At 66.5% G+C, this 17,624-nt stretch carries 16 protein-coding genes; 7 read left to right on the top strand and 9 right to left on the bottom strand.

Going from position 1 to position 17,624, the window contains the following annotated elements:
- Positions 1–17 precede the first annotated feature (17 nt).
- Positions 18–1,001 carry a beta-ketoacyl-ACP synthase III gene (locus tag AC4EEO_RS06550; RefSeq protein WP_133830914.1) on the top strand — a complete coding sequence of 328 codons (984 nt, stop codon included), beginning with the start codon at positions 18–20 and terminating at the stop codon, positions 999–1,001.
- A 2-nt stretch (positions 1,002–1,003) separates the two neighbouring features.
- On the opposite strand, the gene AC4EEO_RS06545 is transcribed toward AC4EEO_RS06550, so the two are convergent.
- Genes AC4EEO_RS06545 through AC4EEO_RS06535 form a run of 3 tightly spaced genes read right to left on the bottom strand, consistent with a single transcriptional unit; the run spans position 1,004 to position 3,476 of the window.
- Positions 1,004–1,432: an HIT family protein gene (locus tag AC4EEO_RS06545; protein WP_491330153.1), complete on the bottom strand. Its 429-nt coding sequence runs from the start codon at positions 1,430–1,432 to the stop codon at positions 1,004–1,006.
- On the bottom strand, positions 1,429–2,586 hold the full coding sequence (locus AC4EEO_RS06540; RefSeq protein ID WP_491330154.1) for an NAD(P)-dependent alcohol dehydrogenase: 1,158 nt from the start codon (positions 2,584–2,586) through the stop codon (positions 1,429–1,431). The genes AC4EEO_RS06545 and AC4EEO_RS06540 overlap by 4 nt, the downstream gene beginning before the upstream one ends.
- A complete protein-coding gene (locus tag AC4EEO_RS06535) occupies positions 2,583–3,476 on the bottom strand; it encodes a sulfurtransferase (RefSeq protein ID WP_491340131.1) in 894 nt (297 codons plus the stop codon). The genes AC4EEO_RS06540 and AC4EEO_RS06535 overlap by 4 nt, the downstream gene beginning before the upstream one ends.
- Before the next feature lie 109 nt (positions 3,477–3,585).
- Here AC4EEO_RS06535 and AC4EEO_RS06530 point away from each other — a divergent pair, with 109 nt between their 5' ends.
- Positions 3,586–4,701 (top strand): PLP-dependent cysteine synthase family protein, encoded by a 1,116-nt coding sequence (locus AC4EEO_RS06530; RefSeq protein ID WP_491340130.1) that lies wholly within the window; start codon positions 3,586–3,588, stop codon positions 4,699–4,701.
- Here AC4EEO_RS06530 and AC4EEO_RS06525 read toward each other — a convergent pair.
- A complete protein-coding gene (locus AC4EEO_RS06525) occupies positions 4,698–5,354 on the bottom strand; it encodes an MBL fold metallo-hydrolase (protein ID WP_109045077.1) in 657 nt (218 codons plus the stop codon). The genes AC4EEO_RS06530 and AC4EEO_RS06525 overlap by 4 nt on opposite strands.
- 91 nt (positions 5,355–5,445) lie before the next feature.
- Here AC4EEO_RS06525 and AC4EEO_RS06520 point away from each other — a divergent pair, with 91 nt between their 5' ends.
- Positions 5,446–5,907, top strand: a complete 462-nt coding sequence (locus tag AC4EEO_RS06520) for a Fur family transcriptional regulator (RefSeq protein WP_109045078.1) — start codon at positions 5,446–5,448, stop codon at positions 5,905–5,907.
- On the opposite strand, the gene AC4EEO_RS06515 is transcribed toward AC4EEO_RS06520, so the two are convergent.
- The 5 genes from AC4EEO_RS06515 to AC4EEO_RS06495 all read right to left on the bottom strand — a co-directional run bounded on the left by AC4EEO_RS06515 (position 5,885) and on the right by AC4EEO_RS06495 (position 11,042).
- Positions 5,885–6,769 (bottom strand): metal ABC transporter permease, encoded by an 885-nt coding sequence (locus tag AC4EEO_RS06515; protein WP_018760152.1) that lies wholly within the window; start codon positions 6,767–6,769, stop codon positions 5,885–5,887. The genes AC4EEO_RS06520 and AC4EEO_RS06515 overlap by 23 nt on opposite strands.
- Positions 6,769–7,587, bottom strand: coding sequence for a metal ABC transporter ATP-binding protein (locus tag AC4EEO_RS06510; protein WP_018760153.1), 819 nt, complete (start codon positions 7,585–7,587; stop codon positions 6,769–6,771). The genes AC4EEO_RS06515 and AC4EEO_RS06510 overlap by 1 nt, the downstream gene beginning before the upstream one ends.
- Entirely contained in the window at positions 7,584–8,561 is a 978-nt protein-coding gene (locus tag AC4EEO_RS06505) for a metal ABC transporter solute-binding protein, Zn/Mn family (protein ID WP_491330158.1), read from the bottom strand. Before AC4EEO_RS06505 ends, AC4EEO_RS06510 begins: the two co-directional genes overlap by 4 nt.
- 67 nt (positions 8,562–8,628) lie before the next feature.
- The gene (locus AC4EEO_RS06500) at positions 8,629–9,711 is read right to left on the bottom strand and encodes a hemolysin family protein (RefSeq protein ID WP_026264243.1); all 1,083 of its coding nucleotides are present in this window, start codon (positions 9,709–9,711) and stop codon (positions 8,629–8,631) included.
- Entirely contained in the window at positions 9,708–11,042 is a 1,335-nt protein-coding gene (locus AC4EEO_RS06495) for a hemolysin family protein (protein WP_491330159.1), read from the bottom strand. The genes AC4EEO_RS06500 and AC4EEO_RS06495 overlap by 4 nt, the downstream gene beginning before the upstream one ends.
- Before the next feature lie 550 nt (positions 11,043–11,592).
- Between AC4EEO_RS06495 and AC4EEO_RS06490 the strand changes: the two genes are divergently transcribed.
- From AC4EEO_RS06490 to AC4EEO_RS06475, 4 genes are all read left to right on the top strand, one after another.
- Positions 11,593–15,405: a multifunctional oxoglutarate decarboxylase/oxoglutarate dehydrogenase thiamine pyrophosphate-binding subunit/dihydrolipoyllysine-residue succinyltransferase subunit gene (locus tag AC4EEO_RS06490; protein WP_491340129.1), complete on the top strand. Its 3,813-nt coding sequence runs from the start codon at positions 11,593–11,595 to the stop codon at positions 15,403–15,405.
- 142 nt (positions 15,406–15,547) lie between these two features.
- Positions 15,548–16,147 (top strand): GDSL-type esterase/lipase family protein, encoded by a 600-nt coding sequence (locus AC4EEO_RS06485; RefSeq protein WP_026264245.1) that lies wholly within the window; start codon positions 15,548–15,550, stop codon positions 16,145–16,147.
- A gap of 82 nt (positions 16,148–16,229) precedes the next feature.
- Positions 16,230–17,057 carry a DUF4097 family beta strand repeat-containing protein gene (locus AC4EEO_RS06480; protein ID WP_491340128.1) on the top strand — a complete coding sequence of 276 codons (828 nt, stop codon included), beginning with the start codon at positions 16,230–16,232 and terminating at the stop codon, positions 17,055–17,057.
- Positions 17,057–17,518, top strand: a complete 462-nt coding sequence (locus AC4EEO_RS06475; protein WP_018760160.1) for a PadR family transcriptional regulator — start codon at positions 17,057–17,059, stop codon at positions 17,516–17,518. The genes AC4EEO_RS06480 and AC4EEO_RS06475 overlap by 1 nt, the downstream gene beginning before the upstream one ends.
- Positions 17,519–17,624: the final 106 nt, after the last annotated feature.

Raw genomic sequence — 17,624 nt, 5'->3', positions numbered from 1 at the left:
CAGAGAAGAGGAACTCAATGAAGATCACGCTTGCCCAGGGTCCTGCCGGGACAGAGCTCGCCGGCTTGGGCCACGCCCAGCCGGCGCATGTCATGGACAACCATGAACTGGAAGGCATGATGGACACGAGCGACGAGTGGATCCGGCAGCGTACGGGCATCGTGACCCGGCACATTGTGGCCGAGGGAGAAACGGTGGTGGACCTCGCGGTTCCCGCTGCGCGCATGGCCCTCGCTGATTCCGGGGTCGACGCTTCCGACATCGACCTGGTGGTGGTCGCCACCACCACGGCGGCGGAGCGGTCCCCCAACACCGCGGGCCGCATCGCGGAGGCACTGGGCCTCGGCAGGGACGGCCGCGGCCCGGGAATCATGGACATCAACACCGCGTGCTCCGGCTTCGAATACGCCCTCGGCGTGGCTGACCAGGCCATCCGTACCGGAAGCGCCACGCACGCAATCGTGGTCGGGGCGGAAACCCTTTCCGCGGTCACGGACTGGACGGACCGCGCGACGGCGGTGCTCACCGCCGACGGTGCCGGCGCCGCCGTCGTCCGTCCGTCCGCCACACCGCGGGTTGGGCCGGTGGTCTGGGGTTCGGAGGCGGGCATGGCGGACGCCGTCCGGATCTCCCCGCCGGCGGGCAGGTTCTCGCAGAACGGCAGGGAGGTCCTCCGGTGGGCGTTGACCAGGGCCCCGGAGCGCGCCCGCGAAGTGGTGGCCCGCGCCGGCCTGGCCATGGACGACATCCAGGTCCTGGCAGCACACCAGGCCAACCTGCGCATCATCGAGCCGCTCGCTGAAGCCCTCGGCCTGACGGACCGGATCGTCATCACCGACGTCACCGAGTCCGGGAACACCTCCGCGGCCAGTGTGCCCCTCGGGTTGAGCAAATGGTGGCATGCCGGGCGGATCCCGGAGGATGTCCCCGCACTGCTGTTCGGGTTCGGCGGCGGCTTCACCTACGCGGGGATGGTGGCGATGACTCCCCGCAGGAGCTGAACCTACCCTTCGGGTACGAACTCCCCGTAGCCGGCCGCGCGGAGGCCTTCACGGAGTTTTTCCGCGTTGGCGTCCAGGACAGCGGGGTCCGGGTTCTGGTCTGCAGAACCGAAGTCAAAGTCGGCCATGCTCCGGGAGGGCCATACGTGGACGTGCAGGTGGTTGACCTCGTACCCGGCCACGATCAAGCCGGCCCGCCGGGCGTTGAAAATGTCCACTTGCACGGCCCCGATGCACCGGGCAATCTCCATGACACGGGCCAGGGTCTCCGGCGATGCGTCGGTCCAGCGGTCCACTTCCTCGGTGGGAACCACCAGCGTGTGCCCATCGGCGAGCGGTCCGGTCGTGAGGAATGCGGACACGTCGTCTTCACGCCAAACGAACCTGCCGGGGATCTCACCATTCAGGATCCGGGTGAAAAGGGTGCTCATGCGTCTGCCTCCTCGGCGGCTGGCTGCAACGTGCCGGTATCCAGCACGAACCGGTATTTTACGTCTCCCGCAACCATTCGGTCGTAGGCGTCATTGAGTTCTCCGGCGGCCACCAGCTCGATGTCGGCCACCACACCGTGCTCGGCGCAGAAGTCCAGCATCTCCTGGGTTTCGGCGATGCCGCCGATCAGCGATCCGGCGTAGGCTATCCGGCGCCGGATCAGTGAGCCCGGATTGACCGGGGGCATGGCCTCGGACGGCAGGCCCAGTTGGAACAGCGCCCCGTCGACCCTCAGGGTCCGGAAGTACGGGTTCAGGTCGTGCGGGGCGGCAACGGTATCGATAATGAGGTCGATGCTCCGGTCGCCACCAGCCATGGCCGCGTCGTCCCGGGACAGCACAACCCGGTCCGCACCCAGTTCCAGGGCGGCAGCAGTTTTCGCCTCGGACGTGGTGAATACCACCACGGTGGCACCCATGGCTTTGGCGAGCTTGACGGCCATGTGGCCCAGTCCGCCGAGGCCCACCACGCCCACGACGTCGCCTTCCTCCACACCGAAATGCCGCAGCGGGGAGAACGTGGTGACGCCTGCGCAGAGCAGTGGCGCGACGGCGGCCGGGTCCAGGGAAGCGGGGACATGAAGGACGTACCGCTTGTCCACCACGATGGAGGAGGAGTATCCGCCCTGGGTGATGGCGTCGCCGTTCCTCCGGTCCTTGGCGCCGTAGGTTCCGGTCATCCCGTTTTCGCAGTACTGTTCCAGGCCGTCCAGGCAGCTCCCGCATTCGCGGCAGGAGTCCACCATGCAGCCCACGCCCACGCGATCGCCGATGGCGAAGTCGGTGACGCCGGCACCAGTCCGGCTGACCGTTCCCACGATCTCGTGCCCGGGAACCAGTGGATAGGCCTGCGTGCCCCACTCTCCGCGGGTGGCGTGCACATCCGAATGGCAGAGCCCGCAGAATTCAATGGCGATCTCGACGTCGTCCGGTTTGGGAATGCGCCGGGCCACGGTCAGGGGCACGAGCCCGCTGTCCCCGGAGGTTGCGCCGTAGGCGCCGGCCAGCCGTCCGCCGTCCTCCGCCGGCCGCGGGTCGGCGGCGGCCGCAATAGGTTGGGCGAGGGGTGGCGGCACGGGGCGTCCAGGTGTCATGGTCCGACGCTACCCTTGCCGTCGGCGAAGTTTCCAGCCGGGGCGCCGGTGCCTCCCGGTTCCGGACCGGTCGCCACCGGCAGGCCGGGGCGGTTGGACCATTCCGAGAACGACCCCGGATAGAGCGCAGCCGTGAAGCCGGCCAGTTCCAGCGCGGCCACCTGGTGGGCCGCTGTGACGCCGGACCCGCAGTAGACGGCGATGGGCAGGTCACCGCCGGCCCCGAGGGACTCGAACCTCCGGCGCAGCTCTGCCGGTGGCCGGAAGTACCCGGAATCGTCCACGTTGTCCGCCGTGGGCGCGCTGACCGCTCCCGGAATGTGCCCGGCCCGCGGATCAACGGGTTCCACCTCGCCCCGGTACCTCTCCCCCGCCCGCGCATCGAGCAACAACCCGTGGCCGGACCAGGTGGCGGCAGCGCAGGCGTCGAGCACCGGCATCCCGCCGCCGCCCAGGTCTACGTCGCCGCGGACGGGCTGGACGGGGCCGGATTCAAGGGGCAGGCCGGCCTTTCGCCAGGCGGCCAGGCCGCCGTCGAGCAGGTATGCCTCGGCAAACCCTGCGTTGCGCAGCATCCACCAGAGCCTGGCGGCCGCCATGTTGGCGCTGTCATCGTAGGCGACCACGACGTCGCCGTTCCGGATCCCCCACCGCCGCGCCGCCTCCTGGAACTGCCCGGCGCCAGGCAGCGGGTGCCTCCCGCGGTCCGGGATGGCCGGGTCCGCAAGTTCGGTGGCCAGGTCAACGAAGACAGCTCCCGGCAGGTGCTCCCGCACGTAATGCTCGTGCCCGCGGGGGTCGCCGAGCACCCAGCGGACATCCAGCAGGACTGTTCGGTGGCCGGCGGCCCGCCGCGACTCAAGGCGGGAGACATCCATCAGCGGGTTCATGTGCACTCCTTCTGCGGATCCGGGCCGCGGCTCAGGCTTGGTGTGTGGATCTTGCCAACGGATCCCACTCTAAGCGCGCCGCGGCCGCCCGCGCGGGTAGGCTGGTCCGGTGAAGATCGAGGGCAGCGCAGACGGGGACGGCAGCCGCCACAGCGGGGCAGACCGGGAATGGGCAGACAACGCCATCCGGACCATCAGGGCGGAAAACAACCGGTCGGCAGACACCCATCTCTACGCGGTGCCGCTGCCGGAGCAGTGGGGCATCCAGCTCTACCTCAAGGACGAATCCACCCACCGTTCCGGCAGCCTCAAGCACCGGCTGGCGCGGTCCCTTTTCCTGTTCGGGCTGGTGAACGGCTGGATCCGCGAGGACACCACCATCGTGGAAGCCTCCAGCGGCAGCACCGCAGTATCCGAGGCCTACTTCGCCCGGTTGCTGGGGCTGCCCTTCATCGCGGTGATGGCCCGTACCACCAGCCAGGAAAAAATCGCGTTGATCGAACAGTTCGGCGGCACGTGCCTCCTGGTGGAGAACGCCTCGGATGTCTACGCCGTGGCCGAAGACGTGGCGGCCACCTGCAACGGACACTACATGGACCAGTTCACCTATGCGGAGCGGGCCACCGACTGGCGCGGCAACAACAACATTGCCGAGTCGATCTTTGGCCAGCTCAGCCTGGAACAGCATCCGGTGCCGGACTGGATCGTGGTGGGCGCGGGGACCGGCGGGACCAGTGCCACGATCGGCCGCTACCTGCGCTACCACAGCCATCCCACCCGGCTCCTGGTGGTGGACCCTGAAAACTCGGCCTTCTACCCCGGCTGGCTGGCGGACACGGCTGAACAGCCCACCGGCCTGCCGTCACGCATCGAAGGCATCGGCCGGGCGCGGATGGAGCCAAGCTTCGTCCCCACCGTCATCGACCGGATGGTCCAGGTGCCGGACGCGGCGTCCGTCGGCGCCATGCGCCACCTGGACTCCTACGCCGGCCTGCACGCCGGACCCTCCACCGGCACCAACCTTTGGGGTGTCTGGCAAACAGTGGCACGGATGCTGTCCGATGGCCGGCGAGGCAGCATTGTGTCATTGATGTGCGACGGCGGCGAGCGCTATGCGGGCAACTACTACAACCCGGAGTGGCTGGCGTCGCAGGGGCTGGATCCGGCGCCCTACGAGGCCGTGATCTCACGCTTCCTCGACACCGGCGAGTGGACGGCGGACTAGACCTCCACGGACTCGCGGGCAGCCAGGTGCCTGTACTCGGTGCCATACTTCGCACCGATCCGCTGCACATGGCCCTCAATGATGCCCAGTCCGATCTCATTGAGCAGGCCGTCGTGGATCTGGAACGCCTGCGGTGCCCGCACTCCGATGACGAAGTCCACCACCTCGGCGGACTTGCTCCACGGTGCGTGCAGCGGCACCAGCAGGGTTTTCACGCTGAGGCCGTCAGGGATGATGAATGAATCTCCCGGGTGGTAGACATTGCGGTCCACCAGGTAGCCAATGTTCGCCACCATCGGGATCTGGGGGTGGATCAGGGCATGCTGTCCGCCGAAGCTGCGGATTTCGAACCCTGCAACCTGGAACGAGGACCCCGGGTCAACCGTGTGGATCCTCCCGGCGGCGCCGGCAGCTTCCCCGCGCAGCTGGGCGGCCACGGACCCGGGCGCGTACAGCGCCAGGTCCTGGTTGCTGGCGAGGGCCTCCACCACGGCTTTGGTGTCCAGGTGGTCCTGGTGCTCATGGGTCACCAGGACGGCGTCAGCCCCGGCAAGGGCCTCGGCTGATTCGGAGAAGGTGCCCGGATCAAGGACCAGGACCCCGGACTCCTTCTCAAGCCGGACACAGGCGTGGGTGTATTTGGTCAGCTTCATGGCGCCAGCCTAGGGCGCGTCCCGGAACCGTGTCCACGAGGCGCCGGCTGGTAATCTTGGTGTTTGCCCCCCCACGGAAGCGAGTTTGTCCATGCCGATCGGCGTCAAGGCTGATTCCGCCGCCCCATCCCCGGCAGGAGGCGGCAAGGAGCAGCGCGTCACCAAGCAGCGCAAGGCCGTCAGCGCAGCCCTGGACGACCTTGATGACTTCGTCAGTACGCAGGAGCTCTACCGGATCCTGCACAACCAGGGCGTGTCCGTATCCCTCGCCACGGCCTACCGGATCCTCCAGTCCCTCGCGGATGAGGGCTTGGTGGATGTACTGCGCAATGGCGACGGCGAGGCCGTGTACCGGCGCTGCAACGTGACCGTGCACCACCACCACCTGCTGTGCAGGAACTGCGGCAAGGCCGTGGAGGTGGAGGCACCCGCCGTCGAAACCTGGGCAGCGCGGACAGCGTCCGAACATGGTTTCACCGAGGTGGACCACACGGTGGAGATCTTCGGGCTGTGCCCGGACTGCACTGCCCTTAAGGCTGCCGGGCAGCTGTGAGGACCCTGCCGTTGATTCCGCGGGCCGCCCGCACGGAACCGATGACGCGGCACACAACGTAGATCAGGAATGACAACGTGGTGACGTAAGGGCTGATCGGGATCCGGCCACCCAAGGCCAGCAGGATTCCGCCCACGGTCGCCGTAACGGCGAAAAGGACACTCAGGATAACCACCCATACCGGCGATGAGGTGACCCGCAGGGCAGCAGCGGCAGGTGTGATCAGCAGTGCGAGCACCAGGAGGGCCCCCACCACCTGGATGGACAGTGCCACGCTGACGCCCAGCAGGATCATGAACACGATGGCCAGGCTGCGCACGGGAACTCCCCGCGCCTCCGCAAGTTCCGGGTCGATGCTGGCAAAGTTCAGCGGCCGCCAGATGGCCACCAGTGCGAGCATCACTACGAGGGCCGCCCCGGCCAGTGCCTGGAGCTGGACGGTGTCCACCGAGACGATTTGCCCGGTGAGCAGCCCGAACTTGTTCGCTGCGCGGCCTTGGTAGAGGGACAGGAACAGGATTCCCAGGCCCAGCCCGAACGGCATGATCACGCCGATGATCGAGTTCTTGTCCCTGGCCCGGACGCCCATCAGGCCCAGCAACAGTGCTGCCGCCACGGATCCGATCAGCGAGCCGAAGACCACGTCGGCGCCGATGAGCAGGGCAAAGGCCGCACCTGCGAAGGAGAGCTCGGAAATGCCGTGGACCGCGAAGGCAAGGTCGCGCTTCATGACGAACGTCCCCACCAGCCCGCCGAGGAGTCCGAGGACGGCGCCGGCCCAGATCGAATTCTGGACCAGGACCAGGAGCTCGCCGTAGTTGTCGAAGTTGAAGATGGCCCCCAGGATGCTGTTGGCGTCCATCACGCCACCTCCCCGGCCAGTGCGTCCGCCCCGGCATGATGATGGTGCGTGGTGGCATCCGGCAGGCCGACGACGACGATCCTGCCGTTGGCGTGGATCACCTCCACATGGCTGCCGTACAGGTCCGAGAGCACTTCCGTGGTCATGACCTCTTCCGGCGTTCCCACCCGGAAACGACCGCCGGCCAGGTACAGCACCCGGTCCACGTAATCGATGATCGGGTTGATCTCATGGGTGACGAAGACGACCGCGCTGTTCTTCTCATGGCTTTGCTTGTTGATCAGCGCACTGACCGCCTGCTGGTGGTGCAGGTCCAGGGACAGCAGCGGCTCGTCGCAGAGCAGAACCTGGGGATCGGTGGCCAGCGCCTGGGCCACCCGGAGCCGCTGCTGCTCGCCGCCGGAGAGCTGGCCTACCGGCACCTTGGCGTAGTCGGTGGCCCCTACCAGTTCCAGGAGTTGATCCACGCGCCGGTTTATTTTCGCCGCGGACAGCCGGACGCCCCAGCGGTGGCCGTCCACCCCCAGGCCCACCAGGTCGCGGGCGCGCATGGGCGTGTCCACCGGGAACGATTTTTGCTGCGGGATGTAGCCGATCAGGCTGCTGCCGCGTTCCACAGGACGGCCACCCAGCGTGGCTTGTCCCGCGTGCAGCTTTTGCAGGCCCAGGAGGACTTTCAGGAAGCTGGTCTTGCCGCTGCCGTTCGGGCCCAGCACGGCGAAGAACTCGCCCGGCCGGATGTCCAGGTCAAGGCCGGACCAAAGCGTCCGCTGGCCGAACGCAAGCCCGGCACCCTTGAGGCTGACAACGGAATTCACCGGTTGGCCTCCACGACATTGTTGATGTTGTTCACGTTGTCCGTCATCCACTGCAGATAGGTCTTGCCTTCGGGCAGGGTTTCGTTGAAATCCACCACCGGAACGCCGGCAGCCTCCGCCGCCTTCTTCAGCGCCTCGGTCTGCGGCCCTTCGGTCTGGGCGTTGTAAGCCAGCAGCCGCACGCTCTTGGACGCCACCAGGTCAGTGGCTTCCTTCAGGACGGCAGGCGGAACATCACTTCCCTCTTCAATCGCAGCAGTGTATTGCTCCGGCGTGGCGTTCTCCAAGCCCGCGTCCTCCAGCAGGTACAGCGGAACGGGCTCCGTGACGGCCACTTTGCCTCCTGCCGCGGAGGCCTTCACAGCGTCCAGCCGGCTGTGCAGGGCCGACAACCCGGATTTGAACGAGGCTGCGTTGGCCGTGAACGTGGCGGCGGAGGCCGGGTCCAGCGTGCCGAGCTTGCCGGCGATGCTGTCGGCCATCCGCTCCATGGCCGCCAGGCTGTACCAGACGTGTTCGTTGAAATCGCCGTGGTCATGCGTGTCGGCGGCGGCAGTTGCGGACGCCGTGGCATGGGCCGTGGCGTCCTCCGGGTGGGCGAGGCCCGAGACCTCGACGGCGGTGAGGACGGCCGCGCTGTCCAGCTTGCTCCCCTCCACCAGGGTGTGGAGGAAATCGTCATAGCCGCCGCCGTTTTCGATGACCAGTTGCGCCTTTGAAACGGCGAGCCGGTCCTGCGCGGTTGCCTCATAGGAGTGCGGATCCTGGGCCGTGTTGTTGATGATGGCGGTGACCTTCACCTTGTCCCCACCGATCGCCCTGGCGATGTCCCCGTAGACGTTCGTCGACGCTACGACATTGACGCCCGCCCCGGTGTCGGGCGTCGATGCGGACTGCGTGCTGCATGCACTCAGCAGGAGGCCAAGCCCTGCGAGGGCGGCAACGAAGGAGCGGGCAGCGGCATTACGGCGCACGGGGGATACCTCAGTTCACAGGAGGGGACGTCAACAGTGCCAGCCTATACCTAAATGCGAATGATTCCTATTTAGCCTTCTGGCTTCCGTTGGGCTGGCCCAGCCGGCGGATCCCGGTTGCCTGCGTGGCGTCCCTGATTTCACCGACAAGCTGTTCGATCACGTCTTCGAGGAACAAGACCCCGCGCGTCCTGCCATCCGGGCCGATCACCCGGGCAAGGTGGGAGCCCGTGCGCTGCATGACGGACATGGCCTTTTCAATCTCGTCATCCAAGGCAAGGTTGGCCAGCGACCGGACACGGCCCTCGGCGATCGGCAACTCATAGCCGGACTCCGGGATGGACAACACATCCTTGACGTGGAGGTAGCCGTACAGCATGTCCTCGTCATCCAGCATGGGGAACCGGGAGAACCCCGTCCTGCTGACCGCCTTCTCGAACTCCACGGGGGTGGTGGCCGCACCAAGCATGACCAGGTTCTCCAGCGGCACCATGATGTCCTCGGCGGTGTGCTCGGAAAACTCAAGGGCGCCGTTGATCAGCCCGGCGTCGTCGTCCACCAGGCCGTGACGGGTGGACTCCTGGACGATCGACTGGACTTCCTCAAGCGTGAACGAGGAAGTTACCTCGTCCTTGGGCTCGATCCTCAGGAGTTTGAGGATGTGGTTGGCCGACCAGTTGAGGACCGAAATCACCGGGTGGACCAGCCGGGCTACGAAGAGCAGCGGCGGCGCCAGCAGCAGCGCGGCTTTGTCCGCCACGGAGACGGAAATGTTCTTCGGCACCATCTCGCCGAAGGTGACATGGAGGAACGTCACCAGCAGCAGGGCCACCGCGAAGGCAGCCACGCCCGCAGCCTCGGCCGGCAGGCCAACCGTCTCGATGGGAACAGCCAGCAGGTGGTGGATGGCGGGTTCGGCCACCAGCAGGATCAGCAGGGAGCAGACAGTGATGCCCAACTGCGCGCACGCGAGCATCAACGAGACGTTCTCCATGGCCCGCAGGGTGGTCTGGGCCCGCTTGGACCCGGCGTCGGCCAATGGTTCGATCTGGCTGCGGCGCGCCGACATGATGGCGAACTCCGCCGCCACGAAGAAGGCATTGCCAAGCAGGAGTACGCCCAGCCACATTATTCCGGCCCAGTCGCTCATGGGTTGCTCCCGTCACTGGCGTCCGGCATTCCGGTTTCCTTGTCGGGCCGGAAGCAGATGCGGTCGATCCTGCGGCCGTCCATCCTGGTCACGCTGAGTGTTCCGCCGCCGACAGGAACGGCGTCCCCCACGGCAGCGATCCTGCCCAGCTTGCTCATCACGTATCCCCCCACGGTCTCGTACGCAGCCTCATCGGGCACACTGAGACCGGGAATCTGTTCGGACAACTCGTCCGGACGCAGGAGGCCCGGGAAGTACCAATCGCCGGAGGCGCTTTGCAGCAGCCCGGGGCGGACCTTGTCATGCTCGTCCGCCACTTCGCCGACGATCTCCTCCACGAGGTCCTCCAGCGTGGCGATGCCTGCGGTCCCGCCGTATTCGTCCAGCACCACTGCCAGCTGGAGGTTGCCCTCCCGCAGCTCGGCCAGCAGGGCATCGAGGTGGATGGTCTCGGGCACGCGCAGGACCTCGGTCATGATGGCGCCCGCCTCAAGGTTCCGCCGGCGTTCCCACGGGACGGCGACGGCCTTCTTGACGTGGACCAGCCCGCGGATGTCATCGGCCGAATCACCGATCACGGGGAACCGGGAGTACCCGGTCCGGCGCGCGGCATCCACGACGTCGGACACCGGCTGGTCGGCGTCGATCGTCTCCACCCGGATGCGTGGCGTCATCACATCCGCCGCCGTCCGGGTGGAAAAGTCCAGGGTGCGCGCAATGAAGTTGGCGGTTCCGGCGTCGAGCGTTCCCATCGCGGCGGAACGGCGGACCAGCGAGGCCAGCTCCGCCGGGGTGCGGGCGCCGGAAATTTCCTCTTTGGCTTCCAGTCCGAACACGTTCAGGACCCGGTTGGAGAATCCGTTGAGGACCAGGATGGCAGGCTTGAAGATGGTGGTGAAGACCAGCTGCGGGCCGGCCAGGGCACGGCCCACAGGGAATGCCAGGGCGATCGCCATGTTCTTGGGCACCAGCTCCCCCAGGAGCATGGAGAGCAGGGTGGCCACCACCATGGCCAGGACCAGCGAGGCCGATTCGACCACCACGGGGGGCAGTCCGGCGGCGGCCAGCGGGCCTTTGAGGATATGTCCCACGGAGGGTTCCATGACGTAACCGGTCAGGAGGGTGGTCAGGGTAATGCCCAGCTGGCAGCTCGAGAGCTGGGTGGACAGCGACTTCAGGCAGGTGAGCAGCGGTACCGCGCCGGCATCGCCGTCGTCAATGGCGCGTTGGACCGTGGGCTGGTCCAACGCGATGAGGGAAAACTCGACGGCCACGAAAAAGCCCGTGCCGGCGATCAGCAGCAAACCTGCTGCGAGGAGGAGCCATTCCATTCAGCACCCCGCCCGGTGCGCGGGATGGGCAGTCAAACCTGGAACGGGGAGGATGTGTCGTCCCGGCGGAGGATGATCGGCCGAAACCGACGCCTGGTCCGTGCGGGTTGCGGCAAGCTGGGCCGTCTTCTGGTGATGGGCGCGTTGTCGGGGTTTGCCGGCTCTGGGGGCGGACTGCGCGGCGCTTCTCTTCGAGCTCCGCTGACAGCGCCCAGGCCGGCACCTAGATTTACTGTCCATAAGAATTTCAGTCTACAGGAGCGGCCCCGCGCAACCACGCGGCACCAGTCCGTCGCCGGCCCCTGAAACACGGTCACAGGCATGCCTCTCCCGGTGATCCGGCAGGCCTTGCTGTGCCTCCCGGAATGCCCTCGATAGGGCCGGCGATCGTCACTTCATGATTTGGGTCACCCTTATTGGCAGTTAACACACGATGCTCACTAGACTTGCAAAGGTCTGGGTTCAGAGGACGCAGAGACTGGTTCGATCGCAGTGCTGAAGCACCGGGGGGCCGGAGAGAAATCAAACTCATGGAAGAGGCGTATTTCAAGTGCCAGAGCAGCCAAGCCACCGTCTACCAGAGGAATTTGGCGGAAACGAGTGGCTCGTTGACGAACTGTACGAGCAGTACCAACAGGACAAGAACGCTGTGGATGCCAAGTGGTGGCCGCTGTTTGAATCCTTCGACTCGCGCAACGGTTCTTCTTCCAATGGAAATTCCGCACACGCAGCCCACCCCGCCACCCGGGAACTCCCCGTCGTGAAGGCAGCTCCCGCCGCGCCGGCACCGTCGCCGGCAGCAGCCCCCGCCGCTCCCCCGGCAGCACCCGCTGCTGCCGCACCCGCCGCCCCGGCCCCTGCGCCGGTCAAAAAGGCTCCTGCAACCGAGGCCCGCGACGGCGGCACGAAGACCGGTGCAGGCACCGGCGCCCAGCCCATCCCGGCCCAGCTGCCCAAGAACGTCAAGGCCCCCACGGCTCCCGAAGAGGACGTCGTCTCGATCCTGCGCGGCCCTGCCAAGGCCATCGCCACCAACATGGTGACCAGCCTCGAGGTGCCCACCGCAACCAGCGTCCGCGCCATCCCCGCCAAGCTGCTGATCGACAACCGCGTGGTCATCAACTCCAACCTTGCCCGCGCCCGTGGCGGCAAGGTTTCCTTCACGCACCTGATCGGCTACGCCGTCATCCGCGCGCTCTCCCAGTTCCCGTCCATGAACGTGTACTACGACGAAGTGGACGGCAAGCCCGTCGCCGTCCAGCCCGCTCACGTCAACTTCGGCATAGCCATCGACATGCCCAAGCCGGACGGCACCCGCCTGCTGATGGTCCCGAACATCAAGAAGGCCGAAACCCTCAACTTTGCCGAGTTCTGGCACACCTACGAGGACCTCATCAAGCGCGCCCGCAACGGCAAGCTGACCGCTGAGGACCACCAGGGCACCACGGTATCCCTGACCAACCCGGGCGGCATCGGCACCGTCCACTCGGTACCCCGCCTCTCCAAGGGCCAGGCCGCCATCATCGGCGTCGGTGCCCTCGACTACCCCGCCGAGTTCCAGGGCGCCAGCGAAAAGATCATTGCGCAGAACGCCATCAGCAAGGTCCTCACCCTGACCTCCACCTACGATCACCGCGTGATCCAGGGCGCAGGCAGCGGCGAGTTCCTCAAGCTGGTCCACCAGCTCCTGCTCGGGGCCCAGAACTTCTACGACGAGATCTTCGAAGCACTGCGCATCCCGTACGAGCCCGTCCGCTGGAGCCCCGACCTCCAGGTGGATCCCGCCGACGAGATCAACAAGGTGGCCCGGATCCAGCAGCTGATCCACTCATACCGCGTCCGCGGCCACCTCATGGCGGACACGGACCCGCTCGAATACGTCCAGCGCAAGCACCCCGACCTCGACGTCCTCACCTATGGCCTGACCCTGTGGGACCTGGACCGCGAGTGGCCCACCGGCGGCTTCGGCGGCAAGCCGATGCTGAAGTTCCGCGACATCCTGGGCGTCCTGCGCGATGCCTACTGCCGCACCACCGGCATCGAGTACATGCACATCCAGGAGCCGGCCGAGCGCAAGTGGTTCCAGGACCAGCTGGAACACCCCTACTCCAAGCCCAGCCGCGAAGAACAGATCCGGATCGTTTCCAAGCTGAACGCCGCGGAGGCCTTCGAAACGTTCCTGCAGACCAAGTTCGTAGGCCAGAAGCGATTCTCGCTCGAGGGCGGCGAATCGCTGATCCCGCTGCTGGACGCCATCATGTCCAACGCTGCCGACGACGGCCTGGACGAAGTTGCCATCGGAATGGCCCACCGCGGCCGCCTCAACGTGCTCACGAACATCGCCGGCAAGACCTACGCCCAGGTGTTCCGCGAATTCGAAGGCACCCAGGATCCGCGTTCCGTCCAGGGCTCTGGCGACGTCAAGTACCACCTGGGTACCGAGGGTACCTTCACCTCCGACAACGGCAGGGAGACCAAGGTCTACCTCGCCGCCAACCCGTCGCACCTTGAAGCCGTCGATTCCGTCCTCGAGGGCATTGTCCGCGCCAAGCAGGACCGCCTGGACCAGGGCGAATCCTTCCCAGTGCTGCCCATCATGGTGCACGGCGACGCCGCCTTCGCAGGCCAGGGCGTCGTGGCGGAGACGCTCAACCTGTCCCAGCTGCGCGGCTACCGCACCGGTGGCACCATCCACGTGGTGGTCAACAACCAGGTGGGCTTCACCACCGCCCCGTCGTCCTCGCGTTCGTCCACGTACTCAACCGACGTCGCCAAAATGATCCAGGCGCCCGTCTTCCACGTGAACGGCGACGACCCGGAGGCAGTGGTGCGCATCGGCCAACTCGCCTACGAGTTCCGGCAGCGCTTCCACAAGGACGTCGTCATCGACATGGTGTGCTACCGCCGCCGCGGCCACAACGAGGGCGATGACCCCTCGATGACCCAGCCCCTGATGTACAACCTGATCGAAGCCAAGCGCTCCGTCCGAAAGCTGTACACCGAATCGCTGATCGGACGCGGGGACATCACCGAGGAAGAAGCCGAGCAGTTGCTCCGCGACTACCAGGAACGGCTGGAGCGGGTCTTCGCGGAGACCCACGCCGCGCAGACCTCGCCGATCCCGATCGTGACAGCCGACTCCGCCGCCGTATCCGATATCGAGCGCCCCATGGCCCAGCAGTCCGATTCCAACGTCAGTGCACCGGTCGCCACCGCCATCAGCGCCGAGACCCTGGCCCGGATCGGCAAGGCCCACGTCGAGGTTCCCGAGGGCTTCACCGTCCACGCCAAGCTCAAGCAGCTGCTGGAGAAACGCGAGCAGATGTCCCGCGAAGGCGGCATCGACTGGGGCTTCGGCGAGATCGCAGCGTTCGGCTCACTCATCATGGAAGGCGTGCCCGTCCGCCTCGCCGGTCAGGACTCGCGCCGCGGCACGTTCGTGCAGCGCCACGCCGTCTTCCACGACCGCGCCAATGGCAAGGAATGGCTGCCCCTGGGCAACCTCTCCGATGACCAGGCCAAGCTGTGGATCTACGACTCCCTGCTGTCCGAATACGCTGCCATGGGCTTCGAGTACGGCTACTCCGTGGAGCGCCCTGACGCGCTGGTCCTTTGGGAAGCCCAGTTCGGTGACTTCGTCAACGGTGCGCAGACCATCATCGACGAATTCATCTCCTCCGCCGAGCAGAAGTGGGGCCAGCGCTCCTCGCTTGTCCTGATGCTCCCGCACGGCTACGAAGGCCAGGGCCCGGACCACTCTTCGGCACGGATTGAGCGCTTCCTGCAGCTGTGCGCCGAAGACAACATGATCGTGGCCAACCCCACCACGGCGGCCTCGCACTTCCACCTGCTGCGCCGCCAGGCGTACAGCCGCCCGCGCAAGCCGCTGATCATCTTCACGCCCAAGCAGCTGCTGCGCCTGAAGGCTGCCGCTTCGTCCGTGGAGGACTTCACCACCGGCGCCTTCCGCCCGGTCATCGGCGAGCACGAGCAGCTGCCGGCCACCGCCGTCGAACGCGTCATCCTGGTATCCGGCCGCCTGTACTACGATCTCCTGTCCACCCGCCAGAAGACCGGAGACAAGACCACCGCGATCGTGCGCGTCGAGCAGCTCTACCCGCTGCCGCACGCGGAGATCGCCGCGGAGCTTGCCAAGTACCCGAACGCCGAGGTCGTGTGGGCGCAGGACGAGCCCGCCAACCAGGGTCCGTGGCCGTTCATCGGTCTGAACCTGCCGGAGGCACTGGACCGCCGCGTCCGCCTGGTGTCCCGGCCGGCGTCCGCCTCAACGGCTGCAGGTTCCATGAAGCGGCACGCCGCTGAACAGGACCTGCTGCTGAAGCAGGCATTTGCAAAGAAGTAAACCGTAAGGCTGCCCGGCCGGACGTCGAAATACCAGACTCCGGCCGGGCAGTTCTGTTTAATGGTTGGACAGCGCCGCCCCGTACCTCCGCAGCCGCGGCGGCGACGGAGGCTGCGGCCGGTTCGGAAGTGAAGAGGAACGCGTGGAAGACAGGAAGCTGCGGATCGCAGCTGTAGGAGACGAACTGCTGGCCGGACTGGGCGATCCCCGGGCGCTGGGCTGGCTCGGCCGCGTCCTGGCCCGCACTCCCCAGGACGGCATGCTGCTGGAAAGCTATGCCCTCCCCTGTCCGCAGGAAGGTACCGAAGGGCTTGCAGCCCGGTGGCTGGACGAAGCCGGCAGGCGCTTCAGCGACCAGGCCGAGAACAGGCTGGTCATCGGCCTGTCCGGGCGCGACATCGAATTCGGCCTTTCCACCGCGCGGAGCAGGCTGAACCTTGCCAACATCCTGGACTCGGCGTCGCAGAACCGCATAGAGGTGTTCGTCGTTGGACCACCGCCCACGCTCGATCCGACCCAAAACCGGAGGCTGGATGAGCTGAACACCGCCTTCGCCGACGTCACCACCCGGCGTAAGCATCTGTACGTCGATACCTTCTCGCCCCTGCTGAACCATGAACAGTGGCGCCAGGACCTGGCTGCGAACGGGGGGACGCCGGGCCAGGCAGGCTATGGCCTCATGGCCTGGCTGGTGCTCCACCGAGGCTGGTTCCAATGGCTTGGCGTGGACGCGCCACAGTAAGCCCCGACAGGACGCCTTGACCGGCGCAAGCCGGCGCGGCTAGGTTGAAGCCCAACGCGATATATCGCCTCTGGAGGGGACCATGGCTGACGGAAACTGGACTGTGCAAGGCCCGCAAACCATTGAAATCGGGGACGCCACCGCCCTGAAGCTGGGCATGGTGCGCGGCAAGTTCACCGTGGCGGCCCATGCCGGGCCGGATGTGCGGGTTGAGATCTCGGAAGTCCACGGCGACCCCGTGGCGGTATCAGCAAGCGGCGGCAGGGTGGAGGTCCGGCATCAACTGAATGGTCCGCAGGGATGGTTCAAGAATTTGATGGAGTCCGTCAACCACACCAGCGACAACTCGGCCATGATCAGCATTTCCGTTCCACCCGGCGTCGAGGTGGAGGCCGGCACCGTCAGTGGCGAGGGACTGGTCTCCGGCGTCGCCGCCCACGTCCGCCTCAACACAGTGTCAGGCTCCGTCGTCGCCGACGGCACCTCCGGTGAGCTGCAGGTCAACACCGTGAGCGGCACGGCCGCCGTCAGGAACCACCGTGGCGTCCTCACGGTCAAGACCGTCTCCGGGGCAGTCACCGCGGACGGGCACTTCACCAACGTGCGCACGAACACCGTCAGCGGCCACCTCGCTTTCGAACTGCTTGGCTTTACCCATGATTTCGGCTCCAACTCCGTCTCCGGGGACCTGACCATTCAACTTCCGCACGATGTCGGCGTCGATATCGTGGCCAAGTCGGCCGGCGGGGCGGTGGTCCTTGACGGCCAGCAGTGCTTCCTGGCCAACGGAAGAGTGGAAACGATTGCCGGCCCGGATGAACAGCTCATGCTGGTCAGGACCAACTCGGTGTCCGGCCGGACGTCGATTGTCCACGCCCCGAAACCCGGCAGCGGGGAAGCGCACGGCTGATGCCTGCCGTCTTCGCACACGGTGCGTTGCGCTTGTACCTGCTTTCCCTGCTCGAAGGCGGTCCCAAGCACGGGTACGAGCTCATCAAGGCGCTCAAGGACCGCTTTGGCGGCGCCTACTCCCCCAGCGCGGGAACGATCTATCCACGGCTGGGCAAGCTTCAAGCGGACGGCCTGGTGGCCACTGAGCCGTCCGGACGACGCACGACGTACCGCATCACGGCAGAAGGCCTTGCCGAGCTGAACCACCGCCAGGTGGACCTGGCAGCAGTGGAACGCGGGATCACCGCCTCCGTACAGCAGCTCGCCATAGACCGGATGCTGCAACAATTCCGCGATGGCATCCGCGCCGACCTGCAACGCCAGGGCCCGCCCGCGCCCCTCAACGCGGTGGCATTGGATCATGTCCGGCTTGTCCTGGAAGATGCCCGCGCCGCAATCGGCGCTGCGCTCCACGGGTAGGCGCAGGCAACCAGCGGCACCGCCGCAGGCCACCGGCCCGCTCCGGTTCGCGGGCCGCCACATCATGTGGGAGACTGGAGGGCAGCTCTTTTGAGTACCAACAGTA

It is taken from the genome of Pseudarthrobacter sp. MOO13 (genome assembly GCF_058267655.1).
This window is presented reverse-complemented; position numbering and strand designations above follow the sequence as displayed.